General features: G+C 71.3%; 9 protein-coding genes. 4 read left to right on the plus strand and 5 right to left on the minus strand.

The genetic code is table 11. The features are described 5' to 3' along the window. The first annotated feature begins 173 nt into the window (after positions 1-173). Both IE275_RS34190 and IE275_RS34195 read left to right on the plus strand, forming a co-directional pair. Complete coding sequence (locus tag IE275_RS34190; RefSeq protein ID WP_189716446.1) at positions 174-2,438, plus strand: lantibiotic dehydratase; 2,265 nt, start codon at positions 174-176, stop codon at positions 2,436-2,438. 56 nt (positions 2,439-2,494) lie between these two features. Beyond that, complete coding sequence (locus tag IE275_RS34195) at positions 2,495-7,555, plus strand: non-ribosomal peptide synthetase (protein WP_189716447.1); 5,061 nt, start codon at positions 2,495-2,497, stop codon at positions 7,553-7,555. Between the two features lie 178 nt (positions 7,556-7,733). Here IE275_RS34195 and IE275_RS34200 read toward each other — a convergent pair whose 3' ends face one another. The 5 genes from IE275_RS34200 to IE275_RS34220 are packed head-to-tail and all read right to left on the minus strand — an operon-like array spanning position 7,734 to position 12,048. Next, the gene (locus IE275_RS34200; protein WP_229870878.1) at positions 7,734-8,627 is read right to left on the minus strand and encodes an LLM class flavin-dependent oxidoreductase; all 894 of its coding nucleotides are present in this window, start codon (positions 8,625-8,627) and stop codon (positions 7,734-7,736) included. Between the two features lie 20 nt (positions 8,628-8,647). Then, positions 8,648-9,751: an HAD-IIIC family phosphatase gene (locus IE275_RS34205; protein WP_189716451.1), complete on the minus strand. Its 1,104-nt coding sequence runs from the start codon at positions 9,749-9,751 to the stop codon at positions 8,648-8,650. Between the two features lie 4 nt (positions 9,752-9,755). Next, the gene (locus IE275_RS34210; RefSeq protein WP_189716453.1) at positions 9,756-10,925 is read right to left on the minus strand and encodes an acyl-CoA dehydrogenase family protein; all 1,170 of its coding nucleotides are present in this window, start codon (positions 10,923-10,925) and stop codon (positions 9,756-9,758) included. Continuing rightward, complete coding sequence (locus IE275_RS34215; RefSeq protein WP_189716455.1) at positions 10,922-11,191, minus strand: acyl carrier protein; 270 nt, start codon at positions 11,189-11,191, stop codon at positions 10,922-10,924. Before IE275_RS34215 ends, IE275_RS34210 begins: the two co-directional genes overlap by 4 nt. 2 nt (positions 11,192-11,193) lie before the next feature. Next, positions 11,194-12,048 (minus strand): 3-hydroxyacyl-CoA dehydrogenase family protein, encoded by an 855-nt coding sequence (locus IE275_RS34220; RefSeq protein ID WP_189716457.1) that lies wholly within the window; start codon positions 12,046-12,048, stop codon positions 11,194-11,196. 245 nt (positions 12,049-12,293) lie between these two features. Here IE275_RS34220 and IE275_RS34225 point away from each other — a divergent pair, with 245 nt between their 5' ends. Together IE275_RS34225 and IE275_RS34230 are read left to right on the plus strand one after the other, a co-directional pair. Then, positions 12,294-17,018 carry a type I polyketide synthase gene (locus IE275_RS34225; RefSeq protein ID WP_268255320.1) on the plus strand — a complete coding sequence of 1,575 codons (4,725 nt, stop codon included), beginning with the start codon at positions 12,294-12,296 and terminating at the stop codon, positions 17,016-17,018. After that, positions 17,018-20,827: an SDR family NAD(P)-dependent oxidoreductase gene (locus tag IE275_RS34230; RefSeq protein WP_189716461.1), complete on the plus strand. Its 3,810-nt coding sequence runs from the start codon at positions 17,018-17,020 to the stop codon at positions 20,825-20,827. The genes IE275_RS34225 and IE275_RS34230 overlap by 1 nt, the downstream gene beginning before the upstream one ends. Positions 20,828-20,838: the final 11 nt, after the last annotated feature.

Here is a 20,838-nt window from a genome sequence, read left to right on the forward strand (position 1 = left end):
CCCCCGTTTTGCCGACCCGGCCTCAACGGAGGTTGTCCGTTCGGCTTGTTCGATGGGGCCTGCGTGGTCACTGCGGCCCATCGTGCGACTTGTGACTCCACAGTAGGTGAGATGTTCTTGAGACGAACGCATATTCGCCAACTTCTTTGCGCCATAGGCCTGGTGAGCGTGAGGTGAGAGGGTTCGACGACGATCGACTGCGGCTCGGCAGTACCGCGTGGAAGGTGTGGCGGGGATTCGTCCTCCGCAGCACCGCGCTTCCCCTGGCAGAGCTGACCGAGGCCATCGGCGGGGAGCGTCCCGCAGAGGAGCCTCCCGGCCCCGAAACCCTCGGCCCGGCACTGGACTTGGCGCGCGCGGACGTCTTCACCCAGGCGCTGCTGTGGCAGAACCCCCAGGCTCTCGACGAAGTCGTGGGCTCCCTGCTGCGGCACACCAAGGGCGAGTCCTCGACGGCGGGTGCCACCGGGCGCACGGCCCGACGGGCGGAACGCGGACGCCGGTTCAAGACGCGTATGCTCGGCCAGTACCTCCAGCGCTACTACACCAGGAACGAGAGCGTCGGCTTCTTCGGTCCGGTGGCCTGGGGAACATTCCGGGACGGGCCCCCGATGACGCTGAAGGCCGGCCCGGGGCTCACCGACCAGCGGCACGTCATGTTCGAGGACTGGGCCGTCCACGAGCTGGGCCTGAGCCTGTCCCGGCCCATGGAGATACGGCGCCGGCTGCCGCCCGCCCTCGTCGTGGGTGTCGCCCGGATGGGCCGCACGCTCCTGCGCGGCGGTGAGCGCCCGAGACGGCTGAGCCAGCCGGAGGCCGCCCTGGCCAAGCTGGTCGACGGCCGGCGCACGGCGGCCGACATCGGCACGGCGCTGGGGGACGAGGCGGCCGCGCTCGACATGCTCGACGTGCTCGAGGACGAGGGCTACATCAACTGGACCTTCGACATACCGCTGGACCTGGAACCGGAGAAGGCGCTGCTGAACCAGCTCGCGGCGCTGGAGCCGACGCCGGCCGTCGACACGGCCCTCGCCGGGCTGGGGCAGTTGATCGCCGCGCGCGACGCCGTGGCCGGGGCGGCAACGGCGGAGACCCTCTCCCGCACCCTGGAGGAGGCCGAGCGCCTGTACTCCGAGATGGCGCGGCGGCCCGCCGCCCGCTCCCGGCGGCACAACGGGAAGGGCTTCGGTCTGCTGGTCAGCGCCGAGCGCCGGGCCGTGGACCTGACCGTCGGCACCGGCCTCCTGGACGAGCTGGCACCACCACTGGGGCTGCTCCTCGACAGTGCGCGCTGGTTCTGCCGGCGGATCGGGGAGGAGGCCACGGGCTGGCTCACCGCCGGTCACCGCGAACTCGCCGCCCTGTACGGCAAGGACGACGTACCGCTCGACGCACTGATCGGCCGGGTGGACGCCAGGCTGTGGGACGAGGCGAGCTGCGCCCCCGTCCGGGAGGAGCTCAGCAGCCGGTGGGAGGAGATCCTGGCTCCCGACCCGGCGGCCCGGCGCCTCGCCTACAGCACGGCCGAGCTGGCCGCCGCGGTCGCCGAGAAGTTCGCGGGGCCGGCACCCGTCTGGTACGGCGGGCGCCACCACAGCCCGGACGTGATGATCGCCGCGGAGAGCGTCGAGGCCATCAACCGCGGTGAGTACCAGGCGGTCATGGGCGAACTGCACCCCGGTATGACCACGTTCGACTGCGACAGCATGACCTGCTGCGCCGCCGATCCGCGCGAGGTGGTGCTGCGCCCGGCGGAGGCGGCGCTCGCGGACGGCCCGCCCCGGTTCGTGCCCCTGCACCACCGTGCGGCCGGCGGGGCGACGGGCTTCGACCACCCGCCTCCCGACACCTACTCGTCCCGATACACCTATCTGTCCTTCGGGGAGCGGGCGGGGGCGCGGCAGGTGCCCTCGGAGCCGGTCGAGGCGTCCTCGGTCACCGTGGCGCAGAGGGCGGACGGGCTGGTGGCGCGGTTTCTCGACGGCACCGTGCTGCCGCTCCTGACGGTGCTGGGGGAGTACCTCATCTACCAGACCGGCACAGGATTCCGTGTGCTGCCCGCACGGCCGCACACCCCGCGCGTGACCGTGGACCGCCTCGTGATCGCACGGGAGTGCTGGCGCATACCGGTGGAAGAGTTCCTGCCGCGCCCGGGCATGTCCCCGGAGCAGCTGTACGCGCAAGTACAGGCGGTGGCCGCCGCGCACGGTCTGCCCCGGCACTGCTTCTGGAGGACGGCTCGTGCCCAGAAGCCGCTCTACCTCGACCTGCACAGTCCCCTGCTCACTCATGTTCTTGTCCACACCCTGGCGGAGGGCAAGCCCCGGCAAAGCCTCACCTTCACGGAGATGCTGCCCACGCCGGACGAGCTCTGGCTCCCGGACGGGGAGGACAAGCGGTACACGAGCGAACTGAGGATCACTGTCTCGGACGGTTGAGCGCCGTCGAATCGGATGAAGCGGGCCCGCGCGGGCTCTGTAGGGGGATCGGGAATATGGCGGTGTGTTCGTCCGGCGTGGACTCCGGTGAAGGAGAAGCGGCATACCTCGCGGGTGCCGATGTGGTCCGCGATGCGCCGTGGGGCCTTCCCGGCCTGGTGCGCTCCGTCCGGCTGCGACAGCCGGAAGCGATCGCCTGCGAGAGCGAGCGGCGCGTGCTCACGTACGCGCAACTCGACGCGCTCAGCGATGCCTTCGCCGACGACGTCCTGGGTGCGACGGGAGGCAGGCGGGGCGTCGTCGCCATGGTCCTGCCGCGCGGCATCGACATGGTGGTGGCCATGCTGGGGGTACTCAAGGCAGGCTGCTGGTACCTTCCCATCGCGCTGGACGAGCCGGACGACCGCCTCGGTTCGATGCTGGAGGTCGCCCGCCCGCTGGCCGTGCTCGGTGCGCCCGGACAGGTGCGGGAAGCCTTCGCGGGGATCCCCCGGTTGTCCGTCCGCCGCCGCGTGCCGCCGTCCCCGCCCGACCGGCCGCTTCCCCAGGCCGGACCGGACCAGCCGATGTATCTGATCTTCACCTCCGGATCGAGCGGAAAGCCCAAAGGCGTCCTTCAGGGCGGCGCCGGAGTCGTCAACCGCATCCTGTGGCAGAACCAGCGGTTCGGACTGACACCCGAGGACCGCGTTCTGCAGAAGACGCCCTACACGTTCGACGTCTCCGGGTGGGAGTTCTACTGTCCGCTCACCGTCGGCGCCCGCATCGTGTTCCTGCCCGAGGGCGATCACCGTGATCCGGTCCGGCTGGCACGGTTCGTCCGCAGGCATCGGATCACCGCCTGCCACTTCGTGCCCTCGATGCTGACGGAGTTCCTGCGTACGGTGACGGCCGCCGATGTCCGGTCCGTACGCCTGGTGTTCACCACCGGAGAAGCGCTGCCGGCCCCGCTGTGCGTCGCGTTCCACGAGATCTTCTCCGCCGAACTGACCAACCTGTACGGTCCCACCGAGGCGGCCATCGAGGTGTCGTACTGGCCGGTGCCGAAGTCGATCGAGGCGACGGACCGGGTTCTCATCGGGCGTCCGGTCGACAACACCACCCTGCACGTCATGGACGACGTGGGACGGCCCCTGCCCGCCGGCGCCATGGGCGAACTCTGGATCGGCGGGGTGCAGGTCGCCCTGGGGTACGTCAGCCGGCCGGAGCTGACGGCCCGGGCGTTCCCGGAGATCGAGGGGCGTCGCCTCTACCGCACCGGCGACCTCGTAAGGATCGTCGACGGGGAGCTGGAGTTCCACGGGCGCGCCGACCATCAGTTCAAGGTCCGGGGTGTGCGGATCGAGGCAGCGGAGGTGGAGCGTGCCCTCTCCCGGCATCCGGCGGTCGAGGAGACGATCGTCGTCGCCGTAGAGGACGGGCGAGGCAGCACGGAACTCCTCGCGGCCCTCACTCCGGCCGCTTCCGCCGAGCTGCCCGGTGACGGCGCGCTGCGCGAACACCTGCGGCGGCTGCTGCCACCGGCCTACGCCCCCAGCGGCTACCACTGGCTCACAGCGATGCCCACCCTCACCTCCGGCAAGGCCGACCGGAACGCCGTCCGCGCGCTCACGGCCGCGTGGTGGGCCGGCAGGACGCAGCCCGGTGCGGCGGACGACGGCACCGACCCGCTGAGGCACATCTGGTGGGGGACCCTGCCCACACCTCCCGGCGGCCGCGTCGAGGACCTCGGGTTCCTCAGCGCGGGCGGCCACTCCCTGCTCGCCGTCCGGATGCTCGGCCGCATCCGCGCCGACCTCGGAGCCGACCTGCCCCTGTCGGTGCTCCTCAGGGACGACGCCTCGCTGGCCGGTGTGCGTGCGCTCATCCGTGCCTCGGCGCCGTCGTCACGGCCCGGAGCACAGCCCGCCGCGCCGACGCCCGAGGGGCCGGTGCCACTCACTCCCGGCCAGCGTGCCCTGTGGCTCCTGAGCCGACTCCACGACCCGGCGGCGGCGGCGTACAACGTGGTGGCCGCGTTGAGACTGAGCGGCCGGGTGGAGCCCTCGCTGCTCGCTGCGGCGCTCGACGACGTGGTGCGGCGCCACCAGGCGCTGCGGCTGCGGATCACGGAGCGGGACGACGACCGGCCCTGCTACGAGCAGGTGCCGGACGCGCGTATCGTCCTGGAACTTCCGGTCACCGACGAGGCGCTCTCCGACAGCGGGGTCGAGGAGTTCGTCCGGGAGTTCGCGAAGCGACCGCACAGGATGTCCGAGGCACCGCTGGCGGCGGCCGCCCTGCTGCGCGGCCGGGCGCCCGACGAGGCCTGCCTGGTCGTCTCCCTGCACCATGTGATCGCGGACCAGCACACGATGGACGTGATCCTCTCGGACCTGGCCACCGCGTACTCGGCACGGGCCGGGGGACGCGATCCGGAGCTCGGCCGTGCCCCGGACTTCCTCGACCACGTCCGGGAGGTCAACGCGTCCGACGGCTCACCCCGGCGAAGCCACGACCTCCGTTACTGGACCGGTCTGCTCGCCGACGCGCCGACGGAGACCACGCTGCCCTTCCGGTACTCGGCGCAGGGGGTACCGAGCTTCGAGGGTCGCAGCGTCCTGGCCGGTTTCGACGCCCTGGAGACGCAACGCATCGACGACGTGTGCCGTGCGCTCGCCGTCACGCCCTTCACGCTGTTCCTCACCGGCCTGAGCCTCGTCCTGCGCAGGTGGCTCGGGCGCGACACCCTGGTCCTCGGCGTCCCGGTCTCCCAGCGCCGCACGGCCGAGCACGACGACACGGCCGGATTCATGCTGGGCACGCTGCCCCTGCGGGTCGACGTGGACCCGGACGACGACGTGGCCACCGTGCTGCGGCACGTCCGCGAGCGGTGCGCGGATGCGGTGGGTCACAGCGCACCGGACTTCGAGTCCATCGTCCGGGCGCTGGACCTGCCCACCCGGCCGGGCGTGAACCCGGTGTTCGGGATATGGGTGAACGACCTCTCCCACGCCGCCCCGGCCCCGGAATTCCGCGGACTCGACACGGCCTTCCACACGACCGGACACGCGGCGCTCTTCGACGTCAACCTCTACGTGCGCCGGGAAGAGCGATACACGTTGCAGCTGACCGTCGCGACGGACCGGGTGCCGTTCGATGCCGCCCCACACCTCTTGGACCAGGTCCGGCAGGTGATCCGCCGCATCCTCGACGACCCCTGCCGGTCCGTTGACGAGGCCGTACTCGGTGCCGAGGCGGGGGCCCCGCCGATGCTCCCCACCTCCCCGGCCGCACCGCTCGTCGGCGTCCTGGACCGGATCAGAGCCGTCGCCGCGCGTACCCCGTCGGCCGTCGCCGTTCGCGAGGCCGGGCGGAGCCTCACGTACGCGGAGCTGATCGACGGCGCGGACACCGTGGCGGCGCAGCTGGCCGCCGCCGGGGTGACGGCGGGCGTCCCCGTGCAGGTCCACGGCCGTCGCCGGGCCTCGTGGGTGGGAGCCGTGCTCGGCGCCTGGTCGGCCGGCGCCGTACCGGCCCTCGTGGACGCGGGGCTGCCACGCGAACTGCTGGCCCACTACCGGAAACTGGTGCGCCCGGCCGCCGATGTGACCGTCGGCCCCTTTGGCGAGGTCGGTGTGGCCGGCGCGGTCGGCACCGCCGCCGAAGCGCTTGTGCCGGGGCACATCCTGTTCACCTCCGGTACCGGAGGCGCGCCCGCGGCCGTCCTCGCCCCGCACACCGCGCTCGACCACGCCATGGACTGGTATCACGGCCACGTCCGGCCCACTTTCGAGGACCGGACCGCGCTCATCGGCGGCCTGGGACACGATCCGGTCCTGCGGGACATGCTGGTGCCCCTCGGCGCAGGCGGCACGTTGGTGGTCCCGCAGGCCGGTGTCCTGCGTACGCCGACCGCGCTGTTCGACTTCCTGCACGAGGAGGGGATCACCCTCCTGCACGCCACCCCGGCCCTTCTGGAGATGATCGCGGCGGGCCACGGCGACAGACCGGGCCGACGGCTCGGGCGGCTGCGCCTGGTGATGTCGGGCGGGGCCCCGCTCACCGCGGGACTGGCCCGGCGGGTCCGTATGTTCTGCGACGCCCGGATCGTCAACGCGTACGGCACCACCGAGACCCCCCAGGTCGCGTCCTGCCAGGTGGTCGCGGAGGCCGGCGAGCCGGTCGACCCCGCGCTCCCCCACGACGCGACACTGCCGTTCGGCCGGGGCGTGGCCGGCACCGAACTCCTGGTCGTCGACGGGCGGGGGGAGCCGTGCGCCGTGGGCCAGCGCGGTGAGATCGTCGTCCGCGGCCACCATCTCGCCGTCGGGTACCTGGGAACGGACCGGGGGAACAGCGCCTTCTCGGGGCCCGGGACACCGTCGGGTGCGCGGACCTTTCGTACCGGTGACCTCGGCCGGCCGGACCCCTGGGGAGGGGTGCTCCTGGACGGCCGCCGGGACCGTCAGGTGCTGGTCAACGGGTTTCGGGTGTCACTGGAGCACGTGGAGGCCGCAGCGTTGCGGCACGGACGGATCCGGCAGGCGCGCGCGGAGATGACGGCGGCCGGGATCGGCGACCGTCTGACACTGCGGGTGGTGCCCGAGGCGGCGGGCCGCCCACCGGGGGAACAGGAGTTGCGCACCCACCTCACCGCCCTCCTGCCCGGGTATGCGGTACCGGTGCGCATCGACGTGGTGCACCGACTGGGGACCAACCACAACCACAAGGCCGTCGGGGGCCCGGCCGGGCCCGGGGCCGGGCAGGCCCCCCACGCTCCGGAGCCGACGGCGGCGTCACCCGTCCTCGACCGGATGGGCAGGGTCGCCGAGGAGGCACTCGGCCGGCCCATGAACGTGGACGGCAACTTCTTCGACGAGGGCCTCGATTCGATCGGGCTGCTGCGGTTCCACCGGATGCTCGTCAGGCGACTGGGCCAGGAGATTCCGGTGTCCGCCCTCTTCGCCCACCCGACCCTGCGGGCACTGTCGCGGTTCCTCGGCGCCGACGGCGGCTCGGCGGAGGACGGTGCACCGCGAGCGCGGCCGAGGACGAGGCCGGCCGCGCGACGGGGCGATGCGGCGGAGCGCCGTCGCGCGCTGCGGTCCCGGCTCACCCCGCCGGACGGGGAGTGAGCCGGGACGCACGCACGGGACGGCCGGCCCGCTCGGCTGCATCGACACCCGCACCCGCCCCGAACGACAACGTCGGCCTCCAGGACCACAACCAGGTCTTGAAGGCCGACGTCACACGATCCCGGAATCGACCGGCAGCGTCGCGTTGCCCAGCAAAGGCCGTCCTTCGGGACGTCCCTCAGGACGCCGACCCGTAGGCCGCCTCCACGGTGCTGATGAAGTCCTCGTCGGTTCCCGGCATGGGGGAGGGCACCGGGACGCAGCCCGCCTCGCGGTACTCCGCCAGCCGCTCCCGCACCCGGGACGCCGGGCCGATCAGGGAGAACTCCTCCGGCTGCGGATCGCCGTAGGCGTTCAGCACATGCCGGTAGTAGGGCAGCATGCGGTACGACGCGGCCGACTTCGCCCACCGCGACCGCTGCTCCGCCTCGTCCGTCCCGGTGTACGCGGGCAGGATCGTCAGGACCGTGAAGTCCTTCTCGTCCTTGCCGAACTCCGCGCAGGCCTCGCGCACGACCGGCATCACCTGCTCGCGGACGTATCGGAGGGACGACAGCCAGATCACGATGCCCTCGCCGAGCTCCACGGCGAGACGGATCATCTGGGGCCGGAGCGCCGCGAGGTAGATCGGCACATGGCCCGGCGGGTCGGTGTACTGCGCGTGGGCGGTGAAGTGCCGGCCCTCGGCGTTCACCTCGCCGGTGCCCGTCAGGCGACGGACGATGTCCACGTACTCGCGCATCACCCCGATGGGCGGCCCCTGCTGCAGGCCGAGCACGTACTCGTTGACGAACTTGTGGCTGTAGCCGAGGCCCAGCACGAAGCGTCCGGACGACAGCTCGGACAGGGATGCCGCGGCCTGGGCCATGGCCACGGGATGCCGGGCGTAGACGGGGAGCACGGCTGTGCCGACCGAGATCGACGGGGCCGCGTGGAGGTAGGCCGACGCGGTGACCAGCGCGTCCCGTTGGTCCGGCTGCTGTTCGAGCCAGACCTGGTCCACGCCGAGCCGCTCGGCGAGCTGCACCCTTTTGACGAGTTCGTCCGTGCTCTGGTAGCGAGGTGATATCACCAGAGGTTTCTGGGCCCGCTTCATGATGTCACTCCGGTGGCCGGTGTGGGGACGGCGTCGTCGCCGATGGTGATCCGGATGTAGTCGGCCGGGTCCTGGATGCGCCGGAGATCGGACTTCAGCAGCAGCGCGGTGCCGTCCCGGCTCACTTCGGTGAATCCGGCGAAGGCGTAGGTGATCTGCATCATCCGGTTCCGGCCCGTCTCCACGAAGTCGGCGCACAGCGCCTCGGCGCCCGCCTCCTTGGCGGTGCGCATCACGTGGTTGAGCAGGATGGTGCCCACCCCGCGCGACATCGTGCGGCAGGACATCAGGAGCAGTCGCAGATGCCAGTGCGGCCGGCCGCGCTCCGCGAGGGCGAGGCCGATCGTGCCGTAGCTGCCGTAGCGGTCCGTCAGTTCGGCGACCAGCAGGACATGGTCGGGGCTGGTGCTGAGCCCGGCCAGCTCTTCGTAGGAGTAGGTGCGGCCCGTGGAGTTGAGCTGGTTGGTGCGTACGGTCAGTTCCTCGGCGCGCTGGAGGTCGTCCAGTCCGGCCCTGCGGATGGTGAACTCCATCTTCAGCTCGGCGAGGAACTCCTCGGGGGTGCCCGCGAACGTGCGTTCCTGCTCCTCCCGGACAGTCTGGCTCCGGTACATGTCTCTGCGCCTGGCCGACTCGTCGGTGACGAAGCGCGGGGTGAGCTCGGGCAGGTCCAGTGCGCCGGCCAGGTCCTCCGGCGCGAGGCAGAGCACTCCGGGCAGGGCGTGGGCCACCTCGGCGCGCTCGAACGGCTCGTCGTCGACGAAGGCCAGTGCGTCGATGCCCACGTTGAGGGACCGGGCGACCTCCCGCAGCGAACTCGACTTCGGGTTCCAGCCGATCTGCGGGTAGACGAACATGTCGTCGAGGCCGAGCTCACCGAGCCGTTCCATGGCGGCCTGCCGGTCGTTGCGGCTGGCGATGGAGTGCAGGATGCCCCGGCGGTCGAGCCGGCGGATGAGGTCGACGACCTCGGAGCGTGGAACGACCGCGCCGGACTCTTCGAGCAGGACGCCGTCCCAGAGTGTGTTGTCGAGGTCCCAGACCACGCACTTGACGCGCCCGCGGCGCGCTGCGGATTCTTCGGTGGATGGTGTCGTCATGTCCTCAGGCAGCAATCCGGTAGGCCGCGTCGGCGATGGTCAGCTGCTGGATCTCGGAGCTTCCTTCGATGATCTCCATGACCTTGGCGTCGCGGTAGTAGCGGGCGACGGAACTCTCGGGAGCGCAGCCGTTCGCCCCGTGGATCTGGACCGCCTCGTTGGCGTGCCGGGCCGCGCGCGTCGACGCGAAGTACTTCGCGATCATGGTCGCCATGATGGTCCCCGAGTCGTTGGCGTCCTTGAGCCGGCCGGCTTCCTCGTACAGCAGCCGGGCAGCGGCGGTGTCCGTGACCATGTCGGAGATCCTGGCCCGGATGAGCGGCAGTTCACGCAGCGGAACGCCGCCCACCCGTCGCTCGGTGGTGTAAGAGGCGCAGGCGTCGATGCAGGCCTGCAGAATGCCGACGGAGCCCGCCGCGACGCTCAGCCTGCCGATGTCGAGCACTCCGGTGAGCAGCATCCCCGACGCGAAGGCCTCCGGGCCCAGCAGCGCCTCGGAGCCGAGGGCCACCTCGCGCAGGTGGACGGTGGCCAGCATGCCGGCTCTGGTGCCCAGCATGCCCTCGATCGGTTCCACCTCGACACCGTTCGCCTCCGCGGGTACGAGGAAGGCCACCACACCGCCCGGGGCGCGGGCGAAGACGAGGAAGAGCCGGGCGAGCTGCCCTCCGGTGATCCAGGTCTTGGTCCCCCGCAGCACCCACGTCGTGCCTTCGCGCACCGCCGTCGTGGTGAGCTCGGTGGTGGCGTTGCTGCCGCTCCCGGGTTCGCTGACGCAGAGGGAGCCCGGCGTGGATCCGTCGGCGAGCCCGGGCAGCCAGCGCGTGCGCTGTTCGGCGGTGCCCCAGCGGTGCACCGCGAAGGAGACCATGCTGTGCACGGTCAACAGGCTGCGCATCGAGGAGCAGCCGCGCCCGACCTCCTCGTGGATCCGGCCCAGCGTGGTGAACGACACTCCCGCCCCGCCCGCCTCCACGGGCAGGAAGGGGGCCCACAGCCCCGCTTCCGAGGCCGCCTTGAGGAGACCGTCGGGCATGCGCCCCGCGCTGTCGTAGACGTCGGCGACGGGCCGGATGTGCGTGTCGGTGAACCGCTTGGCCGAGCCCCGGTCGGTGACGGCCGCCGGCGCGTCGGTCACGGGCTCGTCCGGGGACGACTGCGGCTGCCTGCTCATCGGGGCGCCTGCGATGCGGTGACGGAGGCGGGCCGGTTCCTGTCGACCAGTGCCGCTATGGAGGCGACGGTCCGGAAGTTGTCGAACCGGAGTTCCTCGTTGGGGATGGTGAAGGCGAACGTCTTCTCGATGAACATCACCAACTCCATGGCGAAGAGGGAGTTGATGAACCCGAGGGCGAAGATGTCGTCCTCGTGGGTGATGCCGATGTCGGGGAAGCGGCTCGTGATGAACCGGTGGATCTGCTCGCGGGTGTCGTCCGCCATGGTCATCCCTCCGTGGGGGCGTAGGAGTAGAACCCGTGCCCGGTCTTCCGTCCGTGGAGGCCCGCCTCGGTCATCTGCTTGAGGAGGGGGCACGGACGGTACTTGCTGTCGGCGAAGCTCTCGTAGAGGACCTCGATGCTCTGCAGGATGGTGTCGACACCGATGAGATCGGCGGTCTCCAGCGGGCCCATGGGATGGTCGAAGCAGCCGCGGAACACCTCGTCCACCGTCTGCGCGGACGCGACGCCCTCGTGGACGAGGAAGGCGGCCTCGTTGATGGTCAGCATGAGGACACGGTTGGAGACGAAGCCACTCGCGTCCCTGACCTGGATGGGCTTCTTGCCCATGGTGGCGAGGAGGTCCCTGGTACGCCGGAGGGTCTCCTCCGACGTGTGGTGCCCGGGGATGAGCTCCACGACGTGCTTGAGCGGTACCGGATTCATGAAATGCACGCCGACGACCCGGTCCGCCCGGTCCGTCGCGGAGGCGATCCGTGTGACCGGTATAGCCGAGGTGTTGGCTATGAAAACGCATTCCGGATCGCAGACGACGTCCAGTCCCGGATACAGTGCCCGCTTGAGATCCCAGCTTTCCGTGATGTTCTCGACCAGGAATTCGGCCGATGCGAGGGATTTGATGTCTGTCTCGAAGGAGATGGCCCCCAGGACGGCATCCGCATCCACTGCGGGACCGCCCAGGAGGCGACTTGTTCTGCAGTTCTGCCGGATCTGATCCTTTGCTCGCCCGAGAATCGTGGAATTCAGGTCGTTCAGGACGACGTGGTGTCCCGACTGCGCAGCCGACTGCGCCACCCCGACTCCCATGACCCCTGCACCCACGACACCGATCACAGCCATAGTCCACTCCGTCCTGTCATCGCGGCCCAGCCTTGGCTCGCCGTCGCACCGAGGTCAAGTGCCCTTGACGCAGGGGGCATCCGGAGGCGGTGGCAGTTTGTGGACGGCAGGAACCTGCCACTGCGAACGCCTGGACAGTCCCACGGCCCGCGCACCCACACTGAGGGGCAATCACGCTTGTTGACGGGGTGCGGTGGAGGGGAACCTTGAAGCTGGAACAACCGATACGTGACCATGACATCGCGGTGATCGGCATGTCGGGCCGTTTTCCTGGTGCATCGAATGTTGCCGGCTTCTGGGAGAATCTCGCGAACGGGGTGGAATCGTTCGCGCAGCTCACCGACGACGAATTGCGTGCCGCACTGGTCGACGAGCGACTCATCGCACATCCCGACTACGTCAAGGTGCGTCCGGTACTCGACGACATCCGCGGCTTCGACGCGCGGTTCTTCGGGTACAGCCCCCGCGAGGCCGAGATAGCCGATCCTCAGCAGCGCATCTTTCTGGAGTGCGTGTGGGAGGCTCTGGAGGGCGCGGGGTACGGCAGGGCCGACACGCGGGGCCGGGTCGGCCTCTTCGCGGGCGCCAACTTCAGTATGTACATGATCAATCGGTTCGCCGGTCCCGCGGGCATCGCGCACATGGACCCGTACGAGATGATGATCGGCAACGACAAGGACGCGCTCGCGACCGTCATCGCCTACCGCCTCGACCTGACCGGCCCGGCGGTCTCCGTGCAGACCTTCTGCTCGACCTCGGCGACCGCCATGCACCTCGCCTGCCAGAGCATCAGGCGCGGGGAGAGCGACATCGCCCTGGCGGGTGGCGTCTGCGTGCGCGTTCCCGACCGGGTGGGGCACCTGCACTTCGAGGGCGGGATGGAGTCGCCCGACGGCCACATCCGCACGTTCGACGCCGAAGCGCGCGGGGGCGTCTTCGGCGACGGCGCGGGCGTCGTCGTCCTGAAGTCGATGCGGCAGGCGGTCGCCGACCGTGACAACGTGCTCGCGGTGATCCGCGGCAGCGCGATGAACAACGACGGTGCCTCCAAGTTCAGTTACACAGCGCCGAGCATCGTCGGGCAGGCCCGCGCGGTGGAGGACGCGCTGCGGGACGCCGACGTCTCACCGAGAGACATCTCCTACGTCGAGGCGCACGGCACCGCCACCGAGCTGGGGGACCCGATCGAGGTCGCGGCCCTCTCCCGGGCCTTCAAGTCCGCGGAACGCGGCCGCACCGGGGAAGAGCTGGACGAACGCGGCTACTGCGCCATCGGTTCGGTGAAGACCAACGTCGGCCACCTCGACCGCGCTGCCACGGTGACCGGGATGATCAAGGTGGTGGAGGCGCTCCGGCACGAGCACATTCCGCAGTCCCTGCACTTCGAGAACCCCAACCCGGAGATCGACTTCGCCCGCAGCCCGTTCTACGTCGCCGGCAAGCCGGTCCGCTGGAGCCGGCAGCCGGGCCGGCCCCGGCTGGCGGGACTCAACGGCCTCGGCATGGGCGGCACCAATGTGCACATGATCGTGCAGGAGGCGCCCGCCCCGCGGAACCGGCCCGCCGACCCCAGGCGCTGGCATGTCCTGCCCCTGTCGGCGCAGGTGAAGGAGGCGGGCGAGGAGCAGCGCACCGATCTGGCTCGTCATCTGATGACGCAGCCCGACACCGCGCTCGGGGACGTCGGTTTCACCCTGCACATGGGGCGCTCGCTGTTCTCGCACCGCCAGGTGTGCGTCGCCGGTTCGACGGACGGCGCCGCCGCGGCGCTGTCGGGCGAGAAGGCACCCGACGCGACGCTGCTGGTCCGGCACGATCCCGCGCGCAGCCGGCGTGTGGGCCTGGTCTTCGCGGGCGTCGGCGAGCACTACACGGGGATGGTCGCCGAGCTGTACAGGACGGAACCCGTCTTCCGTAAGCACCTGGACCACGGCCGGGGGCTCCTCGCCGAGTACACCTCCATCGACGTCGTCACGCCGCTCACCGCCGAGCGCTCCGCACAGGGCGGCGGCCTGGCCGCTCTGATGGGACGGGACTCCGGGCCCGCGGACGATCCGTTCGCCGACACACGTGTCGCGCAGCCCGCGGTGTTCCTGGCCGAGTACGCGCTCGCCGCGACGCTGATGGAGTGGGGGCTGAAGCCGGCCGCCGTGCTCGGGTACAGCGTCGGTGAGTACGTGGCGGCCTGCCTCGCGGGGGTCCTCTCGCTCCCCGACGCGCTGCGTCTGGTGGCCCACCGGGCCGAACTGATCGCGGAGCTCCCCGCGGGGGCGATGCTGGCCGTGGGGCTCACCCGGCAGGAACTGTCCGCCAAGGTGCCGGACCTGGAGGCGCGGGGGCTGGACCTCAGCGCGGTCGTACCGGGGCAGGCCGTGGTGGCGGGTCCCGTGGACGCCGTACGCGAACTGGCCGCGTTCCTGCGGGACGAGGAGATCGTGTGCCGCGAACTGCAGACCACCCACGCCTTCCACTCCCGCATGCTGGCCCCCAAGGCGGACGAGCTCACCCGCTGGATCGCCGAGCACATCACCCTGTCCGCACCCGTCCTGCCGTGCCTGTCGAACGTCACGGGCGGGGAGATGGACGCGGACCTGGTCACCGACCCCGCGTACTGGGCGCGGCACATGTGCTCTCCCGTGCGGTTCGAGGAAGGCCTCGGCGAGATGCTGGGCCAGGACGACATGACGCTGATCGAGATCGGGCCGGGCAGGTCGCTGGGCGCGATGGCGCGGGCCCACGAGGCCTGTGACCGTTCCCGCTGGCCGCTGATCGTCTCCACACTGCCCGCCGCGAGCGAGGACACGGGGGACGACCGGACTCTCGCCGAGTGCCTCGGTGAACTGTGGCTGTGCGGTGTCGACATCGACTGGGACGCCTACCACCGCAACGCGCGCGACTTCGCGCCGGGCCGCGTACAGCTGCCGACCTACCCGTTCCAGCGTCAGGAGTACTGGTACGAGTCCGGCTGGACACCCCCGTCGCAGGTCGTCGGCGGCCTGCCGGAGGGCGCCGAACAGGCCGGCGGGTACGAGGAGCTGCCCCTGCTCCCCGAGTCGCGGTGGATGCATCTGCCCGTCTGGCGGCAGCGCCTCCCGCAGCCCGCGCTGAACGATCAGGGCGACGAGTGGACCGTCTTCACGGACAGCGGTGAAGGCGACCGGATCGTCGAGGAACTCCGCGGGCGAGGTCCGGCGAGCGGGCGCAGGATCGTCGAGGTGCGCCCCGGCGATGCCTTCGCCCGCGACGGCGACAACTACCGGATCCGGCCGGGCAACACGCAGGACACGCTGGAGCTGTTCGCCGCCCTGAGCGAGCGCGGGCAGCTGCCCGACCGCGTGCTGCACCTGTGGAACCTGGGGGACGCCGAGGCCGAGGAGACGGTGCGGCGCGGTACCCACACCCTTATCGCGCTGGCCCGTGCCGCGCACGAGATGGTCTTCGGGTCGTGGAAGCTCGACGTCGTCACCTCCGGCGTCCACCAGGTCACGGGCAGCGAGATCATCCGTCCCGAACGGGCGACGGTGCTCGGTCCCTGCACGATCATCCCGGTGGAGTGCCCGGGCGTCACCCTGCGCTCCCTCGACCTCCTGGACGGCGCTCCCGCGCCGGTGGCGGAGGTCGTCGAGGAACTGCGTTCCGAACCCGGGAACCAGGTGGTCGCGCTGCGGGGCGGAAAGACCTGGACACTCGACTACGAGGCGCTCGAACTTCCCGCGGGACAGGACCTCACCGAGCCCGCCACCACGGTACGCCCGGAAGGGGTGTACATGATCACCGGCGGTCTGGGCGGCATCGGCCTGGCCATGGCGTCACGACTGGTCGACGAGTACCGGGCCAAGGTGGTACTGCTCGGACGCACTCCGGTGCCGCCCCGTGAGCAGTGGGACGCGATCCTCTCCGATCCGTCGGCGAGCGACGAGGTACGCCGCCGTATCGCCGCGCTGTGCGAACTGTCCGCCAAGGGTGCCGAGTTCATGGTGGTGCAGGCCGATGTGTCGGTCCCGGCCGAGGTGCAGCGGGCGGTGGCAGCGGCGACGGAGCGGTTCGGTGCGCTCCACGGCGTCCTCCACGCGGCGGGAGTGCCCGGCAGGGGCATGATGCAGTTCAAGTCCGCGGAGGACGTCGACCGCGTGCTCGCCCCCAAGGTGGCGGGGACCCTGGCGCTCGCCCGGGCGCTCAAGGACGTACCCCTCGACTTCCTGGCGCTCTTCTCCTCGGTCTCCTCGGTCACCGGGGCGCTGGGACAGGCCGACTACTCCGCGGCCAACGCCTTCCTCGACGCCTTCGCGAGCAGCGGCCTGCTGCCGCAGGCGAGGATCGTCTCGATCGGCTGGGGCGAGTGGGAGTGGAACGGCTGGAAGTCCGGCCTCGACGGTTATGAGCCAGTGCTGCGCGAGTTCTACGAACAGCACCGGGACCGGTTCGGTATCGGCTTCGACGCGGGATGGCGCCACCTGCAACGGGCGCTGGCCCGCCCCGAGCCCCATCTGTTCGTCTCCACGCAGGACTTCTCCATGATGGTGCGGGGCAGCCGGAGCCACACCATGGAGGACATCCAGGAAGGTGCCCGGCGCGGCCGGGGCGAGAAGCGCCATCCGCGGCCGGAGCTGTCCACCCTCTACGTTCCGGCACGCACGGAGACCGAGACCCTGATCGCCGAAATCTGGGCGGACGCACTGGGGATGGAGCAGGTCGGCATCCACGACAACTTCTTCGACCTGGGCGGCAATTCGCTTCTCGGGGTGGGGATCGTGGCGGCCATCCGCAGGGGGCTGGAGCTCGACAGGCTTCCGGCTCATGTCATCTACCAGGCGCCCACGGTCGCCGCACTGGCGGCGCTGGCCGTTCCCGACGCCACGCCGGAGGGCGGGCCGGAGAGCGACCACGCGGCGCACGTGAAGGATCGCGCACTACAGCGGCACGAGCGTCTGGCTCGCAGGCGCGCCGGACAGCGGGGAGGTTCCGAGTAATGACTGACGTCGACTACGACGCCGCCGTTGCCGTCATCGGCATGTCCGGGCGTTTTCCCGGGTCCACGAACGTGGAGGAGTTCTGGTCCGCCCTGATGGCGGGCCGGCCGGGGCTGCGCGAGCTGGACGAGGAGGAACTCGTCGCCGCGGGTGTCGGCCCGGCGCAGCTGGCGAATCCGTCGTACGTGCGCACCGGTGCCCCGATCGAGGGGACGGACCTGTTCGACGCGGGCATGTTCGGCTTCAGCCGGCACGAGGCCGAACTGATGGACCCGCAGCACAGGCTGCTCCTGGAGTGCTCCTGGGAGGCCCTGGAGTACGCCGGCTACCAGCCCACCGCGATGCCGGGGCGGGTCGGTGTCTTCGCGGGATGCGGCCACCCCGACTACCTGTACAACGTCGGGCAGAAGGCGATGGCCGAACCAGGCGGAGCGCTGCTGATGGCGATCGGCAACGAACGCGACTCGCTCGCCTCCCTGGTCTCCTACAAACTGGGACTGACCGGCCCCAGCGTCACGGTGCAGACCTTCTGTTCCACCTCCCTGGTGGCCGTGCACATGGCCGCACAGAGCCTGCTGAACTTCGAGTGCGATGCCGCCCTCGCCGGCGGCGCCTTCATCCCGCTGCCGCAGAACGTGGGCTATGTCTACGAGGAGGGCGGGATCCTCTCCCCCGACGGGCAGGTTCACGCCTTCGGAGCGGGCGCTCACGGCAGCGTCATCGGGGCCGGCGTCTCCGTCGTCGCCCTGAAGCGACTCGCCGACGCGCTCGACGACGGAGACCACATCGAGGCGGTGATCCTGGGCTCGGCCGTCAACAACGACGGGAGGGCCTGCGCCGGCTACACGGCTCCCGGGGTGGACGGGCAGGCCGAGGTGATGGAACAGGCGATCTCCTTCTCCGGCGTACGGCCCGAGACCATCGGGTACGTGGAGTGCCACGCCACCGGGACCCCGCTGGGCGACTCCATCGAACTGGCCGCGCTGGCCCGGGCGTTCCCCAAGGACATGGGCCGCAGGGTCGTCCTGGGCTCGCTCAAGCCGAGCATCGGGCACCTGGACCGGGCCTCCGGCACCGCGGGCCTGATCAAGGCCGCGATGGCGCTCTCCCGGCGGGTGCTCCCCGCCACCCTGCACTACGAGAACCCCAATCCGGTGCTCGCCACCGAGCGGGACCGCTTCACCGTTCTGGACAAACACCAGGACTGGCCCGAGGAACCGCAGCCCCGGCGTGCCGGTGTCAGCTCCTTCGGGCTCGGCGGCACCAACGCCCACGTCGTACTCGAAGAACCTCCGCACCGCCCGCGCGAACCGCGTGTCGCGGGTCCCCAGCTGCTGGTCCTCTCCGCGCGGGACGCCACCGCCCTGGACGAGGCGACCCGCGCCCTGGCCCAGTACCTCGACGCGAACCCGGCGGCAGACCTGGCCGACGTGGCGTTCACGCTCCAGCGCTCGCGTGCCCAGTTCCCCGTCAGACGCGCCCTCGTCTGCACGGACACCGCACAGGCGCTTGCGGTGCTCTCGAACCCCGCGAAGTGGCCCGAGGCCGCACAGGAGCGGCACCGGCCGGTCGCCGAGCTGGCGGACGCCGGTACCTGGACCGTGTCCGGCCAGTGGCGGGAGGAGCTGCGTGAGGCGGTCCTGCGTCTTCTCGGGGACGGCGGACCGGCGGAGGCGGCCGGGGGCTCCCCGACGGCCGGGGCGGCACACGAGGCGTTCGTGCGCGCCATGGCTCGCCTCGGCTGCCGGGTCGTCGCGCCGGCCGACGGCGAGGAAGAAGCCGACGCCGCGCGCATACGCCTGGAACCCTCGGACGAGGTCCCGGCGGAGCAGTGGCTGCTGAACGCCCTCGGGCGGCTGTGGACGGACGGGGCGACCGTGGAGTGGACGGCCACCGACCGCGCCGATGCCCGGCGGATCCCCCTGCCCACGTATCCCTTCCAACGCCGCAGCTACTGGGTCGACCCTCCCGAGACGCCGTACCTGCTGGGCGCGGCCGAGGAGGAGGGCCGGGCAGACGACATCGGACGGTGGACGTACGCACCCGCCTGGCGCCGTCGGCACGCCGCACCGGCCGATCTCCCCGAGCTGGTCCGCGCCGCGGGGCCCTGGCTGGTCCTCGCCTCGGAGGAGTGGGGTGAGGCGCTCGCCGCGCAGGCGCGGGCGGCGGGCGGCGAGGTCGTCGTGGCCCGGCCGGGCCCCGCTTTCGGCGGCGACCGGGAACAGGGCTTCACCTTCAGGCCCGCCGAGTCCGACGACACCCACCGGCTCCTGGGCGCGCTCGGCACGCCGCCCCGGACCGTGGTGCACGCGCTCGGTCTCGGCAGCCTCGGCCGGCCCTTCGAGGAACAGCAGAACGTCGGATTCGACGCGGTCCGTGCGCTGGCGGGCGCGCTGGCGCTGCACGCCCCCTCACAGGCGATCGACGTCCTGTGCCTGACCAGGGAGTCCGTACAGATCGCGGGCTCGGTCCCGCGTGATCCCGCGCAGGCCGCGCTGGCCGCGCTCCTGCCGGTCCTCGCGCAGGAGAACCCCGGCTGGACATGCCGGCACATCGACCTCGGCCGGGCGGCCGGCGGACTCTCGGTTCCCGCCCAGGTGGCCGCCGTCCTCGGTGAGGCGGGTGCCGTGTACGAGGGTCCGGTCGCCCTGCGCGGCACCGAGCGCTGGGTCCGGGAACACGAGCCGCTGCCGCTCGCCGCCGTGTCCGAGCCGGACGGCCCGCTCACACCGGGCTCGACCGTGCTGATCACCGGCGGGCTGGGCCATGTCGGGCTGATTCTGGCCCGGCACCTGGCCGTAGCGCGCGGCTGCCGGGTGGTACTCACCGGGCGTACGGCCCTGCCCGCGCGGGAGCGGTGGAAGGACCACCTCGAGCAGGAGGCTGATCCGTCGTCCAAGATCCACCGCTGTGTCAAGGCGCTGGTGGAGATCGAGGAGGCCGGCGGCCGCGTCCTGGTGGCCGCGGCCGACGCCTCCGACGCGGCGCAGATGCGCGCGGTGGTGGAGAACGCCGAGGAGCACTTCGGAGGGCTCGACCTCGTGGTGCACGGGGCGGGCGTCTCCGACGCCGCGGCCTTCGGTCCCGCGCACATGGTGGACGCCGCGGGGAGCCGTTCCCACTTCACCGCGAAGATCGACGGCTTCCGCAGCCTCCAGCAGGCCCTGGGTGACCGGCCCGTCCCGGGGATCACGATGTCCTCGCTCTCGGCGGTGCTCGGCGGCCTGGCGCTCGGCCCCTACGCCGCGGCCAACGCGGCGCTGGACGCCTGCGCCCTGGGCGAGCGGGCCTCCGGCGGCAGGACATGGCTCACGGTGAACTGGGACACTTGGCGTCCCGACGCCCAGGACCACACGCACAGCGGTGAGTTCGACATGGCACCCCAGGAGGCCGTGGAGGTCTTCGAGCGCGCCGTCGGTGCCCTCGACCGCGTCGACCACCTGGTGATCTCGACCGGCTCGCTGCCGGCACGCCACGACCGGTGGGTCGTGCGCCACGGCCGCGACGAGGACACCGGGGCGGACGAGGACATACGTGACCCCCGTCCCGATCTCTCCATCCCCTACGTGGCTCCCGAACCGGGAACCGAACAGGAGCTGGCGGCCATGTGGGCCGCCGTCCTGCGGCTGGACAGGGTCGGCGCCGACGACGACTTCTTCCGCCTCGGCGGTACGTCGGTGGTGGCCATCCAGCTGATCGCCCGGGTGCGCAAGGAGCTGGGCATCCCGGTCCCCACCACCGCGCTGCTCGGATACCCCACGGTGCGCGGCCTGGCCGAGCAGATCGACACGGCGCGGGGCGAGGCGTAGCAGCAGCGGGG

This window comes from Streptomyces phaeofaciens (genome assembly GCF_014648915.1).
GTDB classification, from domain to species: Bacteria; Actinomycetota; Actinomycetes; order Streptomycetales; family Streptomycetaceae; genus Streptomyces; species Streptomyces phaeofaciens.

Bases quoted from the DNA above. Each gene is read 5' to 3' on its own strand.
- IE275_RS34215 (WP_189716455.1), bottom strand. From the start codon at position 11,191: ATGGCGGACGACACCCGCGAGCAGATCCACCGGTTCATCACGAGCCGC.
- IE275_RS34220 (WP_189716457.1), bottom strand. From the start codon at position 12,048: ATGGCTGTGATCGGTGTCGTGGGTGCAGGGGTCATGGGAGTCGGGGTG.
- IE275_RS34230 (WP_189716461.1), top strand. From the start codon at position 17,018: ATGACTGACGTCGACTACGACGCCGCCGTTGCCGTCATCGGCATGTCC.
- IE275_RS34205 (WP_189716451.1), bottom strand. From the start codon at position 9,751: ATGACGACACCATCCACCGAAGAATCCGCAGCGCGCCGCGGGCGCGTC.
- IE275_RS34195 (WP_189716447.1), top strand. From the start codon at position 2,495: ATGGCGGTGTGTTCGTCCGGCGTGGACTCCGGTGAAGGAGAAGCGGCA.
- IE275_RS34210 (WP_189716453.1), bottom strand. From the start codon at position 10,925: ATGAGCAGGCAGCCGCAGTCGTCCCCGGACGAGCCCGTGACCGACGCG.